Origin of the sequence: uncultured Aquimarina sp. (assembly GCF_947492405.1) — a bacterium.
Classification (GTDB): Bacteria; Bacteroidota; Bacteroidia; order Flavobacteriales; family Flavobacteriaceae; genus Aquimarina.
The window spans coordinates 463,109-486,950 of record NZ_CANLMP010000001.1 but is presented as its reverse complement, the minus strand read 5'-3'; the positions used below and the strand labels follow the sequence as shown (position 1 = coordinate 486,950).

Annotated in this window: 19 protein-coding genes and 1 other RNA gene; 9 read left to right on the top strand and 11 right to left on the bottom strand. The window is 31.3% G+C overall.

Annotated elements, in window-relative coordinates:
- The first annotated feature begins 29 nt into the window (after positions 1 to 29).
- Together Q0829_RS02140 and Q0829_RS02135 are read left to right on the top strand one after the other, a co-directional pair.
- Entirely contained in the window at positions 30 to 1,124 is a 1,095-nt protein-coding gene (locus tag Q0829_RS02140; RefSeq protein ID WP_298539369.1) for an adenylate/guanylate cyclase domain-containing protein, read from the top strand.
- Positions 1,125 to 1,260: 136 nt separating this feature from the next.
- Positions 1,261 to 1,845: a tRNA-(ms[2]io[6]A)-hydroxylase gene (locus Q0829_RS02135; RefSeq protein WP_298539366.1), complete on the top strand. Its 585-nt coding sequence runs from the start codon at positions 1,261 to 1,263 to the stop codon at positions 1,843 to 1,845.
- 109 nt (positions 1,846 to 1,954) lie between these two features.
- Here Q0829_RS02135 and Q0829_RS02130 read toward each other — a convergent pair whose 3' ends face one another.
- Entirely contained in the window at positions 1,955 to 3,613 is a 1,659-nt protein-coding gene (locus Q0829_RS02130; protein WP_298539364.1) for a serine hydrolase, read from the bottom strand.
- A gap of 225 nt (positions 3,614 to 3,838) precedes the next feature.
- On the bottom strand, positions 3,839 to 4,393 hold the full coding sequence (locus Q0829_RS02125; RefSeq protein ID WP_298539361.1) for a DUF4494 domain-containing protein: 555 nt from the start codon (positions 4,391 to 4,393) through the stop codon (positions 3,839 to 3,841).
- Between the two features lie 309 nt (positions 4,394 to 4,702).
- Here Q0829_RS02125 and Q0829_RS02120 point away from each other — a divergent pair, with 309 nt between their 5' ends.
- The gene (locus Q0829_RS02120) at positions 4,703 to 5,878 is read left to right on the top strand and encodes a DUF4848 domain-containing protein (protein WP_298539359.1); all 1,176 of its coding nucleotides are present in this window, start codon (positions 4,703 to 4,705) and stop codon (positions 5,876 to 5,878) included.
- Positions 5,879 to 5,880: 2 nt separating this feature from the next.
- On the opposite strand, the gene Q0829_RS02115 is transcribed toward Q0829_RS02120, so the two are convergent.
- The gene (locus Q0829_RS02115; RefSeq protein WP_298539357.1) at positions 5,881 to 8,805 is read right to left on the bottom strand and encodes an FAD-binding and (Fe-S)-binding domain-containing protein; all 2,925 of its coding nucleotides are present in this window, start codon (positions 8,803 to 8,805) and stop codon (positions 5,881 to 5,883) included.
- Positions 8,802 to 9,281: an Lrp/AsnC family transcriptional regulator gene (locus tag Q0829_RS02110; RefSeq protein WP_298539355.1), complete on the bottom strand. Its 480-nt coding sequence runs from the start codon at positions 9,279 to 9,281 to the stop codon at positions 8,802 to 8,804. Before Q0829_RS02110 ends, Q0829_RS02115 begins: the two co-directional genes overlap by 4 nt.
- Before the next feature lie 161 nt (positions 9,282 to 9,442).
- Here Q0829_RS02110 and Q0829_RS02105 point away from each other — a divergent pair, with 161 nt between their 5' ends.
- The 3 genes from Q0829_RS02105 (at position 9,443) to Q0829_RS02095 (ending at position 11,538) form a co-directional block, all read left to right on the top strand.
- Positions 9,443 to 10,255 (top strand): DUF1338 domain-containing protein, encoded by an 813-nt coding sequence (locus Q0829_RS02105; RefSeq protein WP_298539353.1) that lies wholly within the window; start codon positions 9,443 to 9,445, stop codon positions 10,253 to 10,255.
- Between the two features lie 119 nt (positions 10,256 to 10,374).
- On the top strand, positions 10,375 to 10,866 hold the full coding sequence (locus tag Q0829_RS02100; RefSeq protein WP_298539351.1) for a hypothetical protein: 492 nt from the start codon (positions 10,375 to 10,377) through the stop codon (positions 10,864 to 10,866).
- Between the two features lie 135 nt (positions 10,867 to 11,001).
- A complete protein-coding gene (locus Q0829_RS02095) occupies positions 11,002 to 11,538 on the top strand; it encodes a hypothetical protein (protein ID WP_298539349.1) in 537 nt (178 codons plus the stop codon).
- Positions 11,539 to 11,614: 76 nt separating this feature from the next.
- On the opposite strand, the gene bshA is transcribed toward Q0829_RS02095, so the two are convergent.
- From bshA to rnpB, 3 genes are all read right to left on the bottom strand, one after another.
- Positions 11,615 to 12,742, bottom strand: a complete 1,128-nt coding sequence (bshA, locus tag Q0829_RS02090; protein WP_298539347.1) for an N-acetyl-alpha-D-glucosaminyl L-malate synthase BshA — start codon at positions 12,740 to 12,742, stop codon at positions 11,615 to 11,617.
- A gap of 182 nt (positions 12,743 to 12,924) precedes the next feature.
- The gene (locus Q0829_RS02085) at positions 12,925 to 14,100 is read right to left on the bottom strand and encodes a Shedu immune nuclease family protein (protein WP_298539345.1); all 1,176 of its coding nucleotides are present in this window, start codon (positions 14,098 to 14,100) and stop codon (positions 12,925 to 12,927) included.
- Between the two features lie 32 nt (positions 14,101 to 14,132).
- Positions 14,133 to 14,445: RNase P RNA component class A (rnpB, locus tag Q0829_RS02080), an RNA gene on the bottom strand.
- Between the two features lie 126 nt (positions 14,446 to 14,571).
- On the opposite strand from rnpB, the gene Q0829_RS02075 reads away from it, so the two are divergent.
- Together Q0829_RS02075 and Q0829_RS02070 are read left to right on the top strand one after the other, a co-directional pair.
- Positions 14,572 to 16,368 (top strand): DNA polymerase III subunit gamma/tau, encoded by a 1,797-nt coding sequence (locus Q0829_RS02075; protein WP_298539343.1) that lies wholly within the window; start codon positions 14,572 to 14,574, stop codon positions 16,366 to 16,368.
- Positions 16,369 to 16,465: 97 nt separating this feature from the next.
- Positions 16,466 to 17,047, top strand: a complete 582-nt coding sequence (locus tag Q0829_RS02070) for a tRNA-(ms[2]io[6]A)-hydroxylase (protein WP_298539340.1) — start codon at positions 16,466 to 16,468, stop codon at positions 17,045 to 17,047.
- Between the two features lie 54 nt (positions 17,048 to 17,101).
- On the opposite strand, the gene Q0829_RS02065 is transcribed toward Q0829_RS02070, so the two are convergent.
- From Q0829_RS02065 to Q0829_RS02050, 4 genes are all read right to left on the bottom strand, one after another.
- Entirely contained in the window at positions 17,102 to 17,659 is a 558-nt protein-coding gene (locus tag Q0829_RS02065) for a porin family protein (protein WP_298539338.1), read from the bottom strand.
- A 96-nt stretch (positions 17,660 to 17,755) separates the two neighbouring features.
- Positions 17,756 to 18,655, bottom strand: coding sequence for an exopolyphosphatase (locus tag Q0829_RS02060; RefSeq protein ID WP_298539336.1), 900 nt, complete (start codon positions 18,653 to 18,655; stop codon positions 17,756 to 17,758).
- Between the two features lie 5 nt (positions 18,656 to 18,660).
- Positions 18,661 to 20,766 carry a polyphosphate kinase 1 gene (ppk1, locus tag Q0829_RS02055; RefSeq protein WP_298539334.1) on the bottom strand — a complete coding sequence of 702 codons (2,106 nt, stop codon included), beginning with the start codon at positions 20,764 to 20,766 and terminating at the stop codon, positions 18,661 to 18,663.
- A gap of 6 nt (positions 20,767 to 20,772) precedes the next feature.
- A complete protein-coding gene (locus Q0829_RS02050; protein WP_298539332.1) occupies positions 20,773 to 21,258 on the bottom strand; it encodes a histidine phosphatase family protein in 486 nt (161 codons plus the stop codon).
- A gap of 392 nt (positions 21,259 to 21,650) precedes the next feature.
- On the opposite strand from Q0829_RS02050, the gene Q0829_RS02045 reads away from it, so the two are divergent.
- Positions 21,651 to 23,837: an OmpA family protein gene (locus tag Q0829_RS02045; protein WP_298539330.1), complete on the top strand. Its 2,187-nt coding sequence runs from the start codon at positions 21,651 to 21,653 to the stop codon at positions 23,835 to 23,837.
- Positions 23,838 to 23,842: the final 5 nt, after the last annotated feature.

Sequence of the window (23,842 nt, the reverse complement as noted above, 5' to 3'; positions counted from 1 at the left end):
TTAACCATCAGCTAATATTCATACTTTTAATGAGTATATTTTCTCCTTTTAAAAAAAGATTGATATTTAGGATTATCCCTTTTGGTATATTTTTCATTATTGCAGGTTTTATTTACTTATTTATAGAAAAAGGAATACTTGGAGATTTAAAATTTTATCCTTCTACTCAGAACCCGTACAATTTTAGCAACAGCGTGGTAATAACCATCATTTCTGCTACACTTTTTGGATTAATAATTGGCTCGTTTGAGGTGCTCTATTTTAATAAACTCTTCTCTTCTAAGAGTTTCTCAAAAAAGATAATTTATAAAATATCTTTTTATCTGACCATAGTGACTATTTTTTTAATTAGTACTGCGACGATATCTTTTGTAATAATTTTTGACACTAATCTATTTGATAACATTGTATGGCATAATTTACAGAGCTTTATTACAAACCTAGCATTCCTGAGTGTCGTATTATATATCATAACCATCATTGGTGTTTCTTTATTCTATCTAGAAGTAAGTGATAATATTGGTCAGGAAGTGTTATTCAATTTTTTTACAGGAAAATATCATAAACCTATAGAAGAAGAGCGCATCTTTATGTTTTTAGACATGAAATCATCTACCACTATTGCAGAAAAATTAGGTCACGTAAAATATTTTGAGATGCTCGCCAAATATTATTCTGATTTATCCAATGCAATAGTTCAACATGCAGGTATCGTATATCAGTATGTAGGAGATGAAATCGTAGTTTCCTGGAGCTTGGACAAAGGGCTTAAAAACGATAATTGCATTCATTGTTTTTACGCTATGCAAGAAGCTCTAGAAAAACAATCTGCTAAATACCTAGAACAATTTGGAGTCTTGCCAACATTTAAAGCAGGTTTTCATTACGGAATGATCACAGCTGGTGAAATTGGAACAATAAAAAAGGATATTGTATTTACGGGAGACGTTCTTAATACTACCGCCAGAATTCAAGGACTTTGTAATACTTATGGACAAGTCATTCTTATTTCTTATCATTTAGTACAAAAATTAAAAATAAATTCTGGTTATACATATAAGAGTATAGATAAAACCTCATTAAGAGGAAAAAACGAACAAATAGAATTATTTACAATTAGCTAAGAAAGGGAACTAATACATACAAAGAGGTTTCTAACTTCTTTTACAATCTCCCATAGTTTGATAAATTCTAATTTAAAAACAAAATCTGTAATATGTATCTTTGACTGAATATTCCAAATCATCTAAAAAAAAATCTATGCTTGGTTTAAAATTAGCAACGGATCCTCGTTGGGCTGCTCTAGTAGAATCTAATATCGAAGAAATTCTTACAGATCATGCTTGGTGCGAACAAAAAGCAGCGACCAATGCAATTACAATTATCACACTAAATTCTGAACACGAAGATCTTGTAACCGATTTATTGATCTTAGCTCAAGAAGAATTAGAGCATTTTCAAATGGTTCATGAACTTATTAAAAAACGTGGCTATAAACTGGGACGTGAGCGAAAAGATAGTTATGTTAATGAATTGTTTAAGCATAAAGTAAAGCAAGGAGGAAGTCGTCAGCAGGGTTTAGTGAGTAGATTACTTTTTTCTGCTATGATCGAAGCTCGCAGTTGTGAACGCTTTAAGCTCCTTTCTGAAAAAATAAAGGATCCCGAATTATCAAAATTCTATCATGACCTTATGATTAGTGAAGCTGGTCATTATACAACCTTTATCGGTTTTGCACGCAAATACGGAAAAGATATCGATGTTGATAAGCAATGGCAAGATCTACTAGAATTCGAAGGAGAACTTATCCAAAAATACGGTAAGAAAGAAACGATACATGGATAATGATGTTGTTGAATGGCGGTAAAAGAAAAGACGATGGTTTAATCTTGTTTTCAAAAAAAACCTACCAAATTTAGTAATTTGATAGGTCAATAATGTATATATCTATTGTTTATTCTATTCGTTTAGCAGGCATTTGTCTACCTCCTTGATTCAAGATTAAACTATCTATCGTCCCTTTATCACTTTTATTAAATGTAATTTCAGCAGGAACTGCTTTTAAGAAAAATAATGTTTTACTTTCTGCAAAAATCTCAAACTTAGGTTGACCAGTAGCCATTGCATATATTGAGTTTCCTTCTAAAGTAATATCAATAATAAAATTTGGTTGTAGTTCATACTTCCCAACATACTGTTTTAAAACTTTTGGAGCAACAGTAATCGTTTTTCGTTCTGCTGGAGGTGCTTTATCAATTCCTTTTCCTACAAAACTTTCTTGAGCTGTTTTAAAAATTGTCTGTCGCTTTCCATCATCGGTTAAAGAAAAAGTGTATGAAATAGTTCCATCATCAAAAATATACGAGCCATCTTTCATTGGGTAAATTTCAAATTCTCTTGAATTTTTGCCTTCTTTAAGGCTAAATAACTTGCCATCTTTTAAGATTATATGTCGGATTACATTTTCTTCGAATTGATACGCACCAACCCATTTCTTAACTTCATCAACAGATAATGCTATTGCATCTTTCTTATCCGGAATCGGTTTACCTATAACCGTAGCTGCTACTTTCATAGTAATTTCACGTACATTTTTACAATTGCAATTGGTAAGTCCGATTACATACACATTTTCCTTTTCTAGAAAGATACCATTTGTTGTATACCCAAAAATCCCTCCACTATGTGAATACCCTTTAGAACCTTGTACATTGGTCTTACGCCAACCATATCCATAATTAATTTCCTCACCACTATTTAATGTAGAACCGTTAATGGCTTTTTCTAAACTTGTTCTTTTAATAAAGGTATTAGCACTTATCGCATTTTGCCATTTTAACAAATCATCCACTGAAGACATCAATGAACCAGCAGCATATGGTAATGTCAGACTAAGATAATCCGCATTTAAGTATGTATCACCTTTTTTCTTATATCCTAATGCTCTGTTGTTAACCAGCTCACTCATACTTCCATAATAAGAAGAATTCATAGCTATCTTTTCGAAGATATTTTTCTCTATAAAATTTTCATACGTATCAGATGTAATAACTTCAATGATATACCCTAATAATATATAACCAGAATTATTATACTTAAACTGTTCTCCTGGATCAAAATCCATAGGTTCATTTTTAAAAACATCAATTAATTCCTTTGGTGTCATATCTATACGTGCAGATTTCATAAAGCTTTGCATCCCAGTATAGCTTTTTATACCAGAGGTGTGATTTAAAAGATGATGAATCGTAATCTTTTTACCATTAGTCGGATAATCAGGGATATATTTTTTGATATCATCTTCAATTTTAAGTTTTCCTTGTTCTTCCAACATAAGAATAGCGACTGCTGTAAATTGTTTGGTAATAGAACCTATCTCGAATACATTTTCTGGTTTTAAAGGAACATCTAATTCTAAACTTGCTTTTCCGAAGGCCTTACGGTAAATGGATTTACCATCTTTTGCTACTAAAATGGAAACTCCTGGTTCATCTACTGTATACATTGAAGAAACGATAGCATCAATTTCTTTTTCCATATTCTGACCCTGAGCCGGTATAAAGCTAATTATACAGAGACCTGCAAGTAATTTGATTTTTTGTAATGATTTCATTTGATTTGTTATTTTTTGATTGATATATGATACTGCTTAAATATAAGCATCATATGTATGACGATTAATTGTAGCATAAGTTACTAATACTTTACTAAAAATTAATTGAATAACTCGGCATCTAATTCTAGGGTAAAAAAAAAAGTTTTTATATCTATGACAAAATCACAGATATAAAAACTTAATAAATAGAAAACAGCATTAAACCAGATTTCCAAAAAGAGATTACTCTTCTTCGTCTTTCACTATAAAACCAGGAGCTGCAGGTACATTTTCATCAATCTCTACTTCTTCTACAACTTGAATAGAATCTCGTAAGGCTTTAAACTTTTCTAATTGATCTTCTTCTCCTGTAAAATAAGGAAATACATCCATAATTGGAGATTCTGTAATAGCCGGTATGGTATAATCTCCTGTAGTTCCTTTCATCATACTATTAGTATTATCAAAAGCTTCTTTTACATCATTAGCTTGTACTAAAAGATACATATTTGTTTTTCGTTCTTTACCACTTTCTTCATCATAAGCGATCAAGGAGACCTTTGATTTAAACCAACGATCAGAATTCTCAAAAGGGTGTATCTCTGCAAAATTTGCAACTTTTATATTAGTGATTTTAAATTCTTCGCTAACATACGCTGCCATCTCTTCATTAATTCTAGTTTCAGCTTCTGTATAGGATACAGCATCCACTAAATAAGGTTCTGTAGTAACTTTCTGTACTCCGGAATCGTTTATTTTTCTATACTTTACTTTACATTCATACCAAGTAGCGCTCATATATTTACTTTTTTAGGATGCCAAATATAAATCTTAAAAAAAAATCTCAACACGAATTATATCAATAGATATTCACAATTTTAAAACCTCCATTTCATAAATAATCAAGACTAAACATTAACGCTGGAAATCATACAATTACGTCATTATAAAATTAGAAATTGAAAGAATAGGTAAAATGAATTTGAGAATAATCATTTTTTTAATAAAAATCATGGGTAAGAAATGTTCCTATATATAACTATTTGATGAAAGTAGTGAACTAATGATCTGCTTTAATAAATCATTTATACCAAAATCATTCATACAATGAAAAACATCTTAAAAATTACATTATCCATTTTTAGTTTTTTACTAATCTATTCTTGTCAACAGGAGTTGGAAGTTAATGATGAACTAGAAAATATTAACCAAGAAATCAATATTGAAGAAATTACATCCAAAATCTATGTATCCGAAGATGGCGTTCTAAACTTTGCAACTACCGAGGATTTTAAAAATACCATTTTATGGATTAAAGATCTTTCAGAAGAAGAAATAATAAGCTGGAATAATGATATTGGTTTCAACTCTTTATTTTCTGTATACACAAACGCATTAGATGAAGAAAAAAGAATTTATAACCAGTATAAAGATTTTCTACAAGAAGACAATTCAAAAGATATAGCATTGGCAAAATCTTTTGATGAAGAATATAATTCTCTAAAAAAGAAATATGAAAACTATATGTCTTTTGATGGTTACACTATTGATCAATTTAAAATCAAGGACGAAATTTTAGCTACTTTGTTGGATAAAAATGGGATCGTTTACGTTGCAGGTTCAAAACTGCAATATTCTAATAAAGAATTAAAAATTAATCTAAATTATAAAAATGATCCTTCTCTAAAAAAATCAGGGAATAAGGATGATGATTTAATTGTTATCAATTTATTGAATGAAAATATCAATAAAACTTTTGATGTAACACTAAAAGACAATTGTATATGGTCTCCTCCAGGCGAGCGAAGAGAATTGACTGGGAATACCTCAATAATAAATACATTCACTCCACAATACAGACAGGTTTGGGTGCCAAGAGAATGTAATATTGTTTGTTCTGGATTGGAAGAATTACCTATAGATCCATCAGATGGAGGTATTATTCCAATTGGAGATCCAGGAGAATGCTATGAGGTATGTACAGGAGGATATTATCGAAATGTTTTCGTAAGAAATAATCTAACAAGCACAAGACTTGTAGCTACAATGAGAAGTTATAAGTGTAGGCAAGCATTTGTGGGATTAGGATGTTCAAGACGTTGGAGTATTCAATCTGTATTTCTAGTAATAAATACACAAGGTTTTATAGAAGAAATAAATCCAGGAAGTTTTTCAAAATTCACACACACAGAAGATCTTTCAAATAGAGGTATTACTAACATAGAAGTAACATACTCCAGAAGACCCTCTGATTCTAACTGTACTACTCAAATATCTTGGTAAAACTAATTGACAAAGGCTTTTCTTAATATACTGATGGGATGCAATGCGCTGCGTTGTGTCCCATCTTTTATCTGATGTCTACAACTGGTTCCTATCGCTGCAATAACAGTAGACTCAGAGGCTTTTCTAACAGCTGGAAATAACGTCTGCTCTCCTACTTGCATACTAATATCATAGTGTTCTTTCTCGTACCCAAAAGATCCTGCCATTCCACAACATCCGGATGGGATAATGGTAACTTTAAAATTTTCTGGAAGATTAAGATATACAAACGTTGTTTGAATATTGGATAATGCTTTCTGATGGCAATGTCCATGCAGTTTTATTACCTTTTCTTCTTTAGTAAATTGATCAGAGGTAATATTACCTAATTCAATTTCATATTTTAAGAATTCATCGATAAGAAAAACATTTTTAGAAAGTGTTTTTGCTTCTTGTTTATCATCTGTTAATCTTAGATATTCATCTCTAAATGTTAATATCGCAGATGGCTCAAGTCCAATTAGCGGTTTTTCCGAAGAGATGAGATCCTTAAAAACCTGTACATTATAATTTGCCAAAGCTTTAGCTTGTTTCAATAATCCTTTTGAAATAAAAGTTCTTCCGCTTTCTTTATGGTCAATGATTTTTACTTCATAACCTAAAGATGTTAATAGTTCAATAGTGTCAATACCTATATCAGTATCTAAATGATCTGTAAACTCATCAATAAAAAAGTAAATAGTTTTAATTGGACTTTTTGGTTGAATTGACATTAAATTCTTGCTACACCAATTTCTTAAGGACTGTTTAGTTAACAGTGGTAAATCTCTCTTTTTAGCAATACCTAATGTCGATTTTAAAATTCCAGATGTAATTGTATTTTTAAAAACGAAATTTGTTAATCTGGGCGCTATTCTTCCTAAATTATTTAGTTTATTACTATTAGCAAATAGTTTAGTTCTTAATGAAACTCCATTCTCTAATTGGTATTGATATTCAAATTCTGCTTTTAGCGTTGCTACATCTACATTAGATGGACATTCGCTAGAACACCCTTTACAACTTAGGCATAAGTCAAAAACTTCTTTTAACTCCTTTTGGTTAAATTTATTTTTACTTGTATTATTAGTTAATACTTCTCGTAATGCATTTGCTCTACCTCTGGTTGTATCTTTTTCGTTTTTGGTAGCTCTATAGCTCGGGCACATCGTTCCACCAGCTGCTACAGATTTTCTACAATCTCCACTACCATTACATTTTTCTGCAGCTCTTAGTATTCCCTGCGAATCTGTAAAATCAAATAATGTTTTTATTTCGGGTTCTTCACGATCAATCTCGTATCGCAATTGCTCATCCATAGCATAAGCATCGACAATTTTACCAGGATTGAAAATACTTTTAGGATCAAAAACATTTTTAATTCGCTTAAGTAATTCATAATTCTCTTCTCCAATCATAAAAGGAATATATCCTGCACGTACGATTCCGTCTCCGTGTTCTCCACTCATGGATCCTTTATACTTCTTTACTAAAGCGGCTACATCATCTGTTATTTTCTTAAAAAGAATTACATCTTCTCTCTTTTTAAGATCCAAAATAGGTCTTAGATGAAGCTCTCCGGCACCTGCATGTGCATAATACACCGCTTGCTGATCGTGTTTCTTCATAAGATCAGAAAATTCTGAGATATAATCTGCCAAATCAGGCAATGCAACTGCTGTATCCTCTATACACGCTACTGCTTTCTTATCACCAACAATATTACCTAATAATCCTAATCCTGCTTTCCGAAGTTCTAAAGCTTGATGTATTTCTCCTCCTAATAAAATAGGATTTGCATATGATAATTGTGATTTTTCTAAAGTAGATAAAAGTGCTAATTTTTGCTTTTCAAGACTTTCTATAGTATTTGCTCTTAGTTCGAGCATTAAAATTGCTTGTGGATCTTCTTTTATAAAGAAACGATTTTTAAGCTGTTCTATATTATTCTTAGTACAATCCAAAATCGTTTTATCCATCATCTCACAGGTAAACAATTTATGTTGCATTACAGGCGCTACAGCATTAAGACAATCTTCAATAGAACGAAAATGCGAAGCAATCATTATTGATTCTTGTGGAGGTAATTCATCTAATTGTAAAGTAATCTGAGTGGTAAAAGCTAATGTTCCTTCACTACCGGATAATAACTTACACATATTAAAGCTTTCCTTCTCATCAGAAAAAACAGCAGAGCTTATGAGTTCATCTATGGCATATCCAGTATTACGTCTATGTATGTCTGGTTTTGGAAAATTTTCAATTATTCTTTGCTGTATATTTTTAGGTGAAAGTTCTTGGTAAATGGTTTTGTATATTTTTCCTTCTAAAGTATTTTGATTCGTTTTATATTCAAAATCTTCTTTAGAAATATTAGAAAAAACAGCTTCACTACCATCAGACAAAATCGTTTGTAATTCTATTACTTTATCTCTAGTAACACCATATTGTATGGATGTAGTACCACTACTATTATTACCAACCATACCACCAATCATACATCGATTAGAAGTAGATGTATTAGGTCCAAAAAACAAACCATATGGCTTTAAAAAACGATTAAGATCATCTCTAATAACTCCTGGTTGCACAGTTACTGTTTTCTTTATTTCATCAACAGCAATTATCTTAGTAAAATATTTAGAAACATCGACCACAATACCTTCTCCCACACATTGACCTGCTAAGGATGTTCCTGCCGTTCTTGGAATTAAACCGCAATTATTGTTGTTTGCAAAACCAATTATTTTCTTTATATCTGATATATTCTTTGGAAAAGCAGCAGCAGCAGGAACTCTTCGATACACGGATGCATCAGTAGCATATAATGATTTAGTAAGTGAATCAAATTTTAGTTCTCCATCTAACTGATCTTTTAAAACTACCAAGTCAGTTTCTTTAATCATAATTTTTTTCCTTTTGCCAGCGAATCTAAGGTAATTTGTCTTTTAAAATTAGTATCAAAACAGATAAAACTATCAGTTCCCCCTACACCTTCAATTTGATGGATCTGTTCATATAATATATTACGTAAATGGTGGTTATCGTATGCAAATATCAGGATAAAAAGTGCATAATTACCCGAAACGTAATTACATTCTAATATCTCAGGTATTTTTGCCAAATCATTAACCACAGATTTTGCATATCTAGCTTCTTTTAACCTTATACCTACATAAGATTTGGTCTTATATCCTATCTGTTTCTCATCGATTACAAATTCTGCTTTATTTATAACACCATTCTCTTTTAATTTTCTGATTCTTTGATGGACTAATGAATTAGAAATCTTTAACTCTTCTGCTATCTGAGAAAAAGGTTTTCTAGCGTCTTTACGAATTTGTAATAATATTTGTTGGTCTATATAATCAAAATGATTCATAATTAGTGAAATTTTGAAAGATCTATACTCAAATAATAAAACCTATTTTTAAGCAAAATCAAATTGACATAAAATAAAATAATAAATAGATAAATCATTTATATTTAAAAACAAAAGTAGTCAAAATTAGTATTTTTGTGTCAAAATAAAACAAATAATAAATGAACTCTACACTTTTTTTATCAGCGCTATGGAAACAATATGCAAGTAAAACCCCATCTGCATATAAGATAAAATCTCTGTTAGAAGCAGAAGGCGAAACGGTTTTTAATGATCATATTGCTATTAGAACATTTGATGACCCTAGAACCGATATCGAAGTTATTGCTAAGCCATTTATAACAATGGGATATAAAGAAATGGGTGAATATCATTTTGAAGCTAAGAAATTATATGCAAAACACTACGAGCATATGGATAACCCAAATGCACCAAAAATCTTTATAAGTCAACTATTAACTCATCATTTCTCTGATGAATTACAAACAACAATAAGAGAAATACTAGATAATTGTGATAACAACATCTTCCAGGAAGATGACCTTATTTTAAAAGGTAGAGTTTGGGAAACACCTTCTTACGAAATCTACAAAGGACTACAAAAAGAATCAGAATATGCCGCTTGGATGTACGTTAATGGATTTTGTTCTAATCATTTTACAGTGGATGTTAATAAACTAAAAGGATTCAAAAATTTAAGTAATTTAAACGAGTTTCTAAAGAAAAGCGGTTTCTTGATGAATTCATCAGGAGGAGAAATCAAAGGTAATCCTTCACAATTATTAGAACAATCTAGTATCCTTGCAGATAAAATTGAAGTAACATTTATTGAAGGTGTTAAAGAAATTACTTCTTGTTATTATGAGTTTGCTTATCGATACGAGCAGGAAAACGGAAAACTTTTTACCGGATTTATTGCAAACTCCGCAGATAAAATTTTCGAAAGCACAGATATGAAGCTTCAGGAAGTGTAAATAAAATCTTATTTGACTTAGGAAAATGTTAACTAAATTAACAAAATCTTAAGCAACACTATTACATTAAAATTTAGGATCTAGCGTTATACTGGGATAACAATAAAAACAAAAGTACAATGACGAAGCATATTTTTATTATTACCACATTATTGCTAGCTTCTATCTTTACTATTCAGGGACAGGATATTTCCGAACACGCGATTGGTTTACGACTAAGTGAGAGTGACGGTTTCTGGGCAGAAGCTACTTATCAAGCTGGATTAAGTTCTGACACCAGAATCGAATTAGATCTTGGAGTACAAGGAAGAAATCGATTTAATGCAGTAAAGCTTACCGGAATGTATCAATGGGTATTTAATATAGATGGAGGTCTTAATTGGTATGTTGGTCCAGGAATCGGTGGTGGTCTGATAGATTTTGATGATGATATTGATAATAGAGATAATTTGGAAACTTTTGGTTTTGTTACTGGAGATGTAGGTATCGAATATAATTTTGATTTTCCGTTAATGATTTCGTTAGATTTTAGACCAGAAATCTATTTTGATGACTATACTGATGACGATATTATATTTAATTTTGGTCTTAGTGCAAGGTATAAGTTTTAATAATATTACATATTAGGTACAGTGAATCCTTAACAAGATTGTTAAGGATTTTCTTTTTTCAAAAAAATCAACATATATGTGTTAACCTATCAATTCTAAATGATACTAAAGGTAAATTAAAAAAACCTTATAATCATGAAGAAATTATTTTTTGGAGTACTCTTAATCGTAACAAGTATTAACTTAAAAGCTCAGGATATTCCTAAAAGTGCTATTGGTATCAGAATATCAGAAGGTGTTGTTGGTGACGAAGGATTTGGTCCAGAAATTACATATCAACGACAAATGTTTGGAGAGCATAACCGAATTGATGTTAATTTAAGTTGGAGAACTAATTCATTTATCAATACCTATCGTGCTGGTGGTTATTTTCACTGGAGTTATAATATTTGGGATAACTTAAATTGGTTTGCAGGTCCTGGAATTGGTGCTGGATACATCGATTTTAAAACAAGCCTTTTTGGTTTTGGAATATCAAATGATAGAGACAGTGAATTCTTTCCCTCTGTAGGAGCTGACTTTGGAGTGGATTATCGTTTTGATTTCCCGTTACAAGTAGCTTTTAGCATTCGCCCTACTTATGATATTCATAATATAGAAAATACATCAGGGTTTAATGACGTTGATAATTTTGGAGTAAATATAGGTATCGCAGCGAGATACACCTTTTAGTTACCCCTATAGATCAATTGATTTGATTTATGTTTAGTTGTAAAGCACTATCTTATATATTGATAGTGCTTTATTACTATACTGTCTCAAGTGCATTTTCATACAACTCAACATACATAGGAACAATACTATCTATATCAAACCTAAGCGCTTGGTTAAACGCTCCTGATTTAAAGGTATTTAAGGTATTATCATCCTTAAGAATCTGAATAGCGTTTTCAGACATTTCTTTTACATTACCAACATCACTTAAAAAGCCTGAAACCCCTTCTACATTTACCTCTGGAATTCCACCTGCATTACTAGATATCACAGGCACTTTATTAACCATAGCTTCTAGCGCAGCCAGCCCAAAACTCTCACGTTCTGACGGAAGAAGAAATAAATCTGAGAAACATAATATTTTATCTATCTCATTACTATTACCCAAAAAGATGACTTTATTCTTAATTCCTAGCTCTTTGCACTTTTTTTCTGCAGGTTCGCGTTCTGGCCCATCACCTACCATCAATAATTTAGCAGGAATATCTTTCTGAATATTATAAAAAATATCTATAATATCCATTATTCTTTTTACAGGTCTAAAATTACTAATATGAGTAACTATTCTTTCTTCTGGAGTTGCCATTAACTCTCTCTGACAATCTGTAAAATCAGTTTTGCGAAGACTGGCATCAATAAAATTGGGAACTACTTCTATATTTTTCTTAATATCAAAAAGTCGTAACGTATCATCCTTTAGACTTTGTGAAACAGAAGTAACAATATCACTATTATTTATACTAAAAGTAACTGCAGGTTTATAAAACGGATGATTCCCAACTAAAGTAATATCTGTACCATGTAAGGTAGTTACCATTGGAATATGTATCCCTTCTTCTTCTAACATTTTTTTAGCCATATAACCTGCATATGCGTGCGGTATTGCATAATGCACGTGCAATAGCTCTATGTCATATTTTTTTATAGTATTTACCAATTTACTAGATAAAGCTAGTTCATACGGCTGATACTGAAATAGTGGATACTCTGGCACCGTAACTTCGTGAAAATGAATATTAGGATTTAGCAGTCCAAGTCTTACGGGCTGTTTATACGTTACAAAATGCACTTGATGGTTTAACTTAGCTAGTGCAATCCCTAATTCTGTAGCCACTACTCCACTACCTCCAAAGGTAGGATAACAAACAATCGCAATGTTCATAAATACAATTTTCTTTTCATCGCACAATGTACAAGAAAATTAGTATTGCTGGTTGTTAAAGGATTTGTAAAAAAATAATTTGAATTTACCCCTTGTTATATTAACAGGTCGTTGGTTAGCATTACTTTTGAAACGATAATGAGCTAAATATTTTACAATAATACAAAAGCTTTTATTAAAACTTAAAATATCTTTTTTCGTGACTGGTTATTTGTTGTATTTAATAATTCAATTGTCATAAAAATCTTTTCAAATAGTTCATCAAATGTTATTATTTCTACTGATTTTAAGTCAGATCTGAACAATTCGAATGTTTTTCTTTCATCTTTGGTTAGTAATTTCAATGAACCTACGACTAATAATAGTTTTGGATTGAATACAACAAAGTCACTATCAGTATTAGCGTAAATGGAGTAAAAATCTTTAGATAATTGTTCTTTATAATCGAGTAATTGAGATATAGAACCAGTCAATTCTGCAGATATAGTATGTACATTTCTATACTTCTTACCAATTATTTTGGTCTTAGGGGTTTTTATTTCAATTAAAGCTATATTTTGAGACAGCTTATTTTTTAATACAAAATCAACTATTCTTCCTTTTATGTTAGAAAGGCTTTTCCCTCCTAAGAAAGCTTCTTTTTCAAATAATATTAATGGAGAATTAAAACTCTGGCTTAAAATCCAAGAGTATTTAGATAAAGTAGCTTGCCAAAACTTTTCATTTCTATTTTCTTTGTTTTTATGCCATATATTTACAACCTCTAAAAACTTATCTAAACCACTTAATTTTAGTTCTATTTTATTTAGTAATTCTATCAATTTTTTATTCGCATAGCTAAAAGCTTTTTTAACTGAATATTCTTTAGATAAATTTATCTGGATATATATCTCGCCAAACATATTTTTTGAAGGCTCAAATATTAATATTTCGCTATCCAGATTTTTATACTCTTTAAGTGCTTGAAAATAAAACTTTATTCCCCATTTACTTTTCCAATCTTCGTGGTGTATTTCATCTTGACACGTATCAAATCTTACAAAGTAATTCCCCTTATTGTCATCTCCAATAGTAAGACTATCAAAAGGAAAGGGTATTTCCATTAAAGGAAAGGGCATAGGCTCATTAAGCATTATTGGAATTAAATGAAATTGAACCCCTTTTGGAATTTCACTCAACTTTAATTCTTGTATAATTTTAAACATCTCAACCCTTATCTCCTTATGCTCAGATTCATTAGAAAAAAGTATAATATCTTCATCTGGATACATCAAAAAGTTTTTAGAATATGAGCCAACAAATTCGAATTTCCCTATTTTTAATTTTGCGTTTTTTTTTCCTTTCGAAATTTTAAGCATATTGGATTTTTTGTGTTAGAAGAAAATTCAAATAAAAAAGCAGATCATAAGCCGGATTCTGTAATCCGCATATGGCGGACTCCTTATCATTTATCTAGTATTGATATTACTATCAACATCAAACCGCCTACCCTCCAACATTGAGCGTGCAACTCTTAAGCGTTGGTTTACATGGCGTTGCACCGCATAGAGTTTACCTGGTTTCACTACAGCTTAACCTGTACATACTTTCTGCTGCACTTGTCCTCATTTTACAATGGACGGGTGTTACCCGCTATGCTGCACTGCGGTGTCCGGACTTTCCTCTCTCCGCATAAAGCGAACAGCGATAAGGTGATCTGCTTGCTGCAAAAATAAAATAATTCATATACCTGAATTCAGAATTCAAGAATATTTTTATCTGTTAATAACTCGGGATAAAAACCAAAAGCAACAATTCTTTATTTCCAATCAATTTTTAACTTTGTATCGATGGAACATTTTATAGTATCTGCACGTAAATACAGACCCCAAACATTTAAAGATGTCGTGGGGCAACAGGCTATTACCAATACGTTGCTTAATGCTATAGAAAATAACCATCTCGCTCAAGCTTTATTGTTTACAGGACCTAGAGGTGTCGGAAAAACATCTTGTGCAAGGATTTTGGCCAAAACTATCAATCAGGAAGGCCATGAAAATCCGGACGAAGATTTCGCTTTTAATATATTTGAACTAGATGCAGCTTCTAATAACTCTGTAGATGATATTCGAAATCTAATTGATCAGGTTCGTATTCCTCCTCAAGTTGGCACCTACAAAGTATATATTATAGATGAGGTTCATATGCTTTCTCAAGCAGCTTTTAATGCGTTTCTTAAAACATTAGAAGAACCGCCTAAGCATGCTATTTTTATTCTTGCAACTACTGAGAAACATAAAATCATTCCAACGATATTATCTCGTTGTCAGATATTTGATTTTAAAAGAATCACTGTTACAGATGCTAAGAATCATCTGATGCAAGTGGCTGAACAAGAAGGGATCACTGCGGATGAAGATGCTTTACAAATCATCGCTCAAAAAGCAGATGGCGCCATGCGTGATGCTTTATCTATTTTTGATAGAGTTGTAAGTTTTAGTGGAAAAAACCTCACCAGACAAGCTGTTACCGAAAATCTTAATGTTTTAGATTACGAAACGTATTTTAAAACTACTGATTTAATACTTCAAAATAACATTCCTCAGCTATTATTGGAATTTAATGAAATTCTAGCGCAAGGATTTGATGGTCATCACTTCATTGCTGGATTAGCATCACATTTTAGAGATTTATTAGTTTGCAAAAATCAGGCAACTATTAACCTTCTTGAAGTTGGAGAACAAACAAAAGCAAAATATCTAGAACAATCACAGAAATCTCCACACCCTTTTCTGATTAAAGGTATTGAACTGGCTAATGATTGTGATCTAAAATACAAAACCAGTCGTAACCAACGACTACTGGTCGAATTATGCCTAATGCAACTTGCCTCTGTTCTTACTAAAGACGGAGAAAAAAAAAATGACCAGCCCTACATAATTCCGCCTAGCTATTTTAAAGAGAAAGGAATACAGCCGGTAAAGATTTCTACAGAGCTTAAAGAAAAAGCAACTCAAAACATTCCTGAAGATGTAACTTCTGCAGAAAACCCTGAAAAATCTGTTCCATCTAATCCAGTAGTTGACCACAAAAAAGAAGAATCTCCATCACAACTTAGCAATTCTCAACAAACAGTTACTATACCCCCTACTGCTACAGAAAGCAAACCTGCAATACGTAACAGACAGGGTCGAACTTCTGGTTTATCACTTAACAGTATTCGAAAGAAAAAGGAACACGAAGAGAAAAAAGTAGATACGATTGTTGACCCAAAAAATCTTCCAAGTGATACGTTTACAGAAGCTGAAATGCAGGCTGGTTGGGAAGAATATGGTAAAATGCAGGACAAAAAAGGAGAACGGATTATCGGATCTATGTTCGCAATGAATATTCCGACGCTTACAGATGGTAAAATTCATTTAGAATTACCTAATCAATCTATGAAAGTTGATATGGAAAGTGCACTTCCTGGCTTATTTCAGTTTTTATATAAAAAATTGAACAATTACAGTGTTGCACTTGACATAACAGTAAATGAAGAAGCTTCAAAAAAATATGCCTTTACACCGCAGGATAAATACGAAAAACTACGCGAGAAAAATCCTCTTATAGATAAGCTACGTTCTGATTTTGATTTGGATATATAATTTTACCTATTCATGAGTGATCTTTTTTACTAACCTAATTAGTTTAGGATATTACAAAGCACTAATTTTGCATCTAATAAATCATAAATAACTGAAAATGTTAGGCCTAAAACTTCCAACGGATCCAAGATGGGTAAATATTGTAGAAAAAAATATTGAAGAAATCCTAACGGATCATGCCTATTGTGAGCAAAAAGCTACATCAACAGCTATATCTTTAATCGTTAGTTTTCCTGAGTATACTGAGTTAGTTCAGGAGATGACAAAACTAGTAAAAGAAGAAATTAGCCATTTTAAAATGGTACACGATAAAATTATTGCAAGAGGATGGACATTGGGCAGGGATCGTAAGGATGATTATGTAATTCAATTAGTTACGTTTTTCCCTAAAGGTGGTAGCAGAACTACTCAATTAGTGCATCGATTATTATATGCAGCATTAATTGAAGCTAGAAGTTGCGAACGATTCAAACTACTTTCTGAAGAATTAGAAGATAAAGAGCTTGCAAAATTTTATAAAGACTTAATGGTAAGTGAAGCCAATCATTATACTATGTTTCTTGGCTTTGCCCGGAAATATGGCGATCGCGAAGAAGTGGATAAAAAATGGCAGGATCTCCTGATTTATGAAGCTGAAATTATGAAATCATTAAGCAAAAAAGAATCTATCCACGGATAATAAAAATGCTCACTATATAGTGAGCATTTTTATTATTTTTATATTGTCGTTTGATTATAATCTATACCCAACAGATAACTGAATATTTCTACTATTACCGTCTAATTCGATAGCAGAACCATCTTCATCAAAAACATTAGATAACCCAAAAGCATATCGTAAATCAACAAAGAAATTGTCAGTAATATTAACTCCTATTCCTGCAACAGCTGCAAAATCAAAGGTACCAAAGTCCACAACATTAGCTTGATTATCTTCCCATTCCCATATCTTAATTCCTGCTTGTGGCCCTAATTGAACATTAAAAAGATCTGTAATATTATATTTCAATAAAATTGGTACTTGAAGATAATTAACACGTAGATCTCTATCTTTATTTCCTTGTCCAGAATACTGAAATTCTGGTTGTAGTCTTAGTTTTTCGGTTAAAGCAAAGTCTGCTAAAAAACCTACAACAACTCCTATCCTACTTTTATCTAAATCTCCAGTTATATCATCAGAACTTATCGAACTTAAATTGGCTCCTATTCTAACTCCATATCTGGATTCTTGCGCATTCATAGTAATAGTTCCAATTAGTAAAGCAAAAACAAAAAGTAAAGTTTTATTCATAGCATACGTATTTATTATACATTCGGTTAAGAAGTCCAAGTTAAAACAAAAAAATGAGTTTTTTTAATCTTTTCAAACGATTAAGGGAATTTTCTCTTAAATTCTATTTATTTTTTCGCTATATAGTGATTTTATAATTCCATCGGATAGTCCTATTTTAGGAACAAAAATTTCTTGAGCACCACTCCATTTCATAGCGGACAAATATATTCTAGTAGCTGGTAAAATCACATCTGCTCTATCTTGATTCAGGTTTAACTCCCATATTCTTTCTTCATATGAAAGCGAATTCAATAAATCATAATAAGAACTTAGATATAAAAATGAAAGTGGTTTTCCATTACTTTTCCCACTGTTTTTAAAAATATTATTTATATTTCCTCCGGATCCGATCAAAGATAACCTAGAATATCCTTTAGTTATATTTTCAATCCATTCTTGTACTTCTTCCCATGTACTTTTAGAAACTACATTATTTAGCAGTCTTACTGTCCCTAATTTAAATGATCTAGAAGTTATCGTTTTACCATTATGATATAAAGTAAACTCAGTACTACCACCACCAACATCTACATATAAATAGGTCGCATCAGAATTAATTAAATCATGAAGGTCGGTCATCGCGATAATTGCTGCCTCATCTGTACCATCAATAATATCAATCTTTATTCCTGTTTTTTCTTTAATCAGATCAACCACTTCTCTACCATTTTCTGCTTCTCGCATTGCAGATGTTGCACAGGCTTTATATCGAATTACTTTATGCGTTTTCATCAAAAGATGGTACGCCTGCATAGCATCGATCATTCTGGTAATATTCTCTTCGGAAATTCTATTGGTTAAAAAAACATCCGCACCTAATCGAATTGGTACACGAACTAAACTGGTTTTTTTAAACCGAGTAGTTTTACCATTTTCTTCATGGACACTGCTAATTAATAATCTAACTGCATTAGAACCTATATCAATGGCTCCATATTTTTCTATAGTCAACAAAATATTTAATTTCCTAGTTTTCTTAAATAATAATCATATGTGGCAATCTGGGATCTTACTTTCGTATTATCGTTTCGAATATACCCATTATCCTGATTCTCTGAAAGTTTTCTGGCCTTCACATTATCACTCCAACAAATTTCGAAAGTATCCATTAGCTCTTCTTTAATATCTGTATCATAAATAGGACATGTTATTTCTACTCGTCTATCCAGATTTCTTCTCATCCAATCTGCAGATGATATATATACTTTAGGATTTCCTCCATTCTTAAAAATTAACAGTCTTGGGTGTTCTAAAAACTTATCAATTACACTTATGGCTCTAATATTTTCACTCATTCCAGGAATTCCCGGAATCAAACAGCATATTCCTCTAATAATCAAATCAATCTTTACTCCTGCTCTACTAGCTTCATATAATTTATCGATCATTGCATAATCGCTAAGACTGTTTAGCTTTAGTTTGATACCGGACGGTTTGCCTTCTTTACTATTTTGTATTTCGGCATCTATTAACTTTACCAGAGAACTTCTGGTATAATGTGGAGAAACTAAAAGGTGTTTATATCTACTCACCTTATAATTAATCTCGAAAAACTTAAACACCTTATTCGTTTCCTTTAAAATAGCTTCATTGGTTGTAAACAAAGTATAATCTGTATATATTTTTGCTGTAGATTCATTAAAATTCCCAGTACTTATAAACCCATACCGTTTTAACTTCCCTTTTTCTTCTCTCTCAATTACACATGCTTTACAATGCACTTTTAGGCCAGAAACTCCAAAGATAAGATTTACACCTTCTCGTTGCATTTGTTCTGCATAACCAATATTTGCTTCTTCGTCAAATCGTGCTTGAAGTTCAATCTGTACAGTCACATTCTTTCCATTCTTTGCTGCATTAATTAAAGAACTTGCAATATGTGAGATACTTGCTAATCGATAGATAGTAATTTTAATCGTTTTTACTTTTGGATCAATTGCAGACTCTCTCAAAAACTTCACGGTATAAGAAAAAGTGTGATAGGGCGTGTACTGTAAATAATCTTTTTTAGCAATCTTATCTAACAAACTACCTTGTAAACTTAAACCTGGAATGGTTAAAGGCAATAAAGGCTGATATACCAATTCCTTTTTACCCAAATCCGGAAAATTCATATAATCCCTGCGATTGTGGTATCTACCTCCTGGAATAATACTATCCGCATTATCTACTCCCATTTTTTCCATTAAAAAATTAAGAGTATCCTTATCTATATTTTTATCATATACAAATCGTACAGGTTCTCCATCTCTTCTTGATTTTACACTGCTCGAAATTTTTTGTATAAAACTTTTACTAAAATCGTTATCAAAATCCAGCTGCGCATCTCTAGTAATTTTAATCATATGTGCAGAAGCGCTGATATAATCAAAAATACTAAAGTTAATTTGCATACAGTACCTAATCAGATCATCTAATATAATAATGTACTTCTTACCATCTTTTTCTGGTAATACTACAAAACGATCTGTATTTTTAGGTATTTCGATTAAAGCATAAATTTTTTCCTTAGTTTTTTGGTGTAAAATCTTGGATATTGCTCCTTCTTTAGGAACACGATCTTTTAGTACTAATTTCACAGCGAGATATGCAACACTGTCTTTAAGGTGAGGGAACTTATCAAGATCATTTAATATATAAGTTACTAAGGCAGGACTCACTTTATCGACAAAATATCTACGTATAAAACTATCTTGCTCAGAAGTTACTTGATTTTCATCAATGATAAAAATGTTGTGTTCTTTTAGTTTTTCTCCAATTGTATTAATTGTTTTTAAACTTTCTGCTTGTTGCTTGATTACAATTTTAGTAATCTGTTCCAACAATTCACTTGCTGTCTTACCTTTAAGAACGTTTTTACCATCACGCCCAGCAAGATCTATTCTTTTAATTGCTGCATATCGTACCTTAAAAAATTCATCTAAATTATTAGAAAATATACCTATAAACCGTAATCTCTCTAACAATGGCACACTATCATCAGATGCTTCTTGTAATACTCTGGCATTAAATTGCAGCCAGCTTAACTCCCTATTTATATACTTATTAACTTGATTTTCTACCATTTAACTTTACCTTAATTCCTTTGGAAATAGAGTTAGTACGGTTTTTCCTACTTCTATATCATTCCAATTATCTACATTAAACTGAATACCTACAACTCCCGCTGTGGGCAAGTTATCTATTACCTTACTACCATAAAGATTTGCGATAGATGTGAATGCATGATTATGTCCAAAAATCATTAAAGTATTAACATTTTTATCACAACTTTTAATCACTTCTATCACCTGATGACCACTAAAGTCATAAAGCTTTGACTCTAAACTAAATACATTTTCATCAATATCGAAATTATCTAAAATAATTTTCGCAGTAGTTTTAGCTCTTTCTGCATCACTACTTAACGCCTTATCTATAGTATTAACAAGGGTTTTCAGTCTTTTTCCAACTAAATCCGCATCTCTTAATCCTCTTTTATTAAGAGGCCTTTCATGATCTTCTAAATCAAACTCCCAAGAAGATTTAGCGTGTCTAATAATATATAAAGTTTTCATACCGCAAGATTATTTTAACCAATACAGATTATATCTACGCAAGTTTAAGAATAAGCATTTACAATTCTAAGTATAATATCATAAAAAAGTTCTTTAATAATAAAAAATGTCTAATCAAAAAATATTTCAGATTAAACTAATGACATACATATAATATCATAAATTATTGTGAAAAAAAATGCTAATTCAATGAAAATGAGTTGAATAATTCGATGCATTTAATCGATAAAACTATATTTTATATCGAAAAGAACAGTTTTTACTTACATAATCAGATGTTAAAATTTAAATTTACCTACGGTTTCCCCTTAATATGAAGACAAGTACCCTAACTAATTAGATACAATTTAAGAACAAAATTTAAGTTAACTATAGGGATTAAATAAGGAAAAGTGGAGAAAATTTGTAGACAAATAATAGATTTTAAAAAGGTAAATTTCAGCCTTGTCATTGCTATACTATATTTTTCATTTAATATATATGGTCAGGTTGAAGTACCTCTTGAGAAAAGAACTGAATTTACTATTAAAGGAGATTTTAAGTTCGTTTCTAATACTATTTTAGGAAAAGTAAGTAATGATGACGGGACTGATGTTTTTAATCCTAATAAAAGTTATAATAACGGGGGATTAAACAATCAATTTAAAATGGGCTTTATAGACATTGATAATGACCCATCCACTTTTAACTCTAGTAGTGCTGATTTAGATATCACTTCGGGTTGTGCTTCTATTAAGCATGTAGGTTTGTACTGGACTGCTTCTTATGCAGACGAAAATAGAAAAAATGATATTACTTCAATAAAAATTAAATATCCTGGTAACGAAGCTTACACTCCAATTACCGATGCTACTGTAATCCATGATTATTATAATGATCCTAAATCTTTATTTAAACAATACTCTTGTTATAAAGATATAACGGATCAAGTTATAAATCTTGATAATCCAACTGGAACTTATACTGTAGCAAATATTCCGGCTACAACATCAGAGGTTAATGATGATGCTACTCTTGGAAATGGTTTAGCAGGTGGCTGGACAATGGTTGTTATTTACGAAGATAATTCTAAACCTAGAAAGCGTTTTTATGTGTACGATGGTTTTGTTAATATTGATTCTAAGGCTAAACCTGTAGAGTTTTCTTTCGATAATTTTCAAACGATTCCTGAAGGTGCTGTACACGGAAAAATCGGGGTGATTTCTTACGAAGGCGACAAAGGAATACGAGGAGATCGTTTTCAGGTAATGTCTAATGAGACGAATAAGTACAAAGGTATTACAGACAATACCAACCCTATGAATAATTTCTTTAATGCTAATATAACCGAAAACGGAAAGAATATTACATCCAGAGTTCCTGCTAGTCAAAACACCTTAGGTTATGATGCGGATTTATTTGATATCAAAAATCCAAGAAATAGTATAATAGGTAACAATCAGACAAAATCAAGCTTTCGATTACTTACTGATAACGATGGGTACTCGGTTATGGCAGTAGCTTTTAGTGTAGAAATATATGAACCTGCTATTCAAATTATTAAAAGATCTCGTTACACCGACAATAGTTTTGTTTTCCCAAATGATATTGTGGCACCTGATCAGGATATAATCTACAGTCTAACCATTAATAATGATGGTAATGATGATGCAAAGAATACTGTAATTAAAGATATACTTCCAGAAAATGTAATATTTACTACAGAATCTGTCGTTCTTCCTTCTAAAAAGATTAAAGTATCATACGATAAACCATCTAGGATGTTAAGTTTTTCGGTACCAAACAAACTGGTAAAAATTGATAGTGAACCTTTTGAGATTAGATATTCGATTAAAGTAAACACTAGTTGTGACCTAATAAATGAGACGGGAGAAGTTACTATTGTAGATCAGCCGGTAATAGCTGAGTTTAATGGTTCATTTAATGATACCAAGAAACATTCTAAAGGTTATAATTATATGAACAAATGTAACCTGCCTGATTATTACCAGCTTAAATTAGCTGTAGATATGAGTGGCTTAAATTGCCCTAATGCCAACACTAATTTTGTAGACAGAACAAAAGAACTGGATAAAAATCTTGTTGAGTTAAACACCTCAAACAAATCAGAGAATACAGAAAGTACAGGGATAAATAATAATGATGTTGTTAAAACTGAGAGAGATCCAAAATCTGAATTAACCTCTGAATCTGATACAGAATTAAACAAGACTCTAAATGATTTAATTAAATTAAACGAAATTTATTTTGAATTTGATAAATGGGATATTACTGAAAGAGCGATCGTAGAGCTTGACAAAGTAGTGTCATTAATGAAAGAGGAATATCCTGATATGATTATCAAAATAGAAACGCATTCTGATAGTCGTGGCGACACTGACTATAATTTAGTGTTATCACAAAAAAGAGCAGAGTCTATATTTAAATATTTAGTTAATCAAGATATCTCTGAGAATAGAATACTTTCTTATCGTGGTTTTGGAGAAACAAGACCTGTGAATAATTGCCTTGATGGTCAGGACTGCGAAGAAGATGAATATAGAAAAAACAGAAGGTCTAATTTTGTTATCATGGAATAATCTTT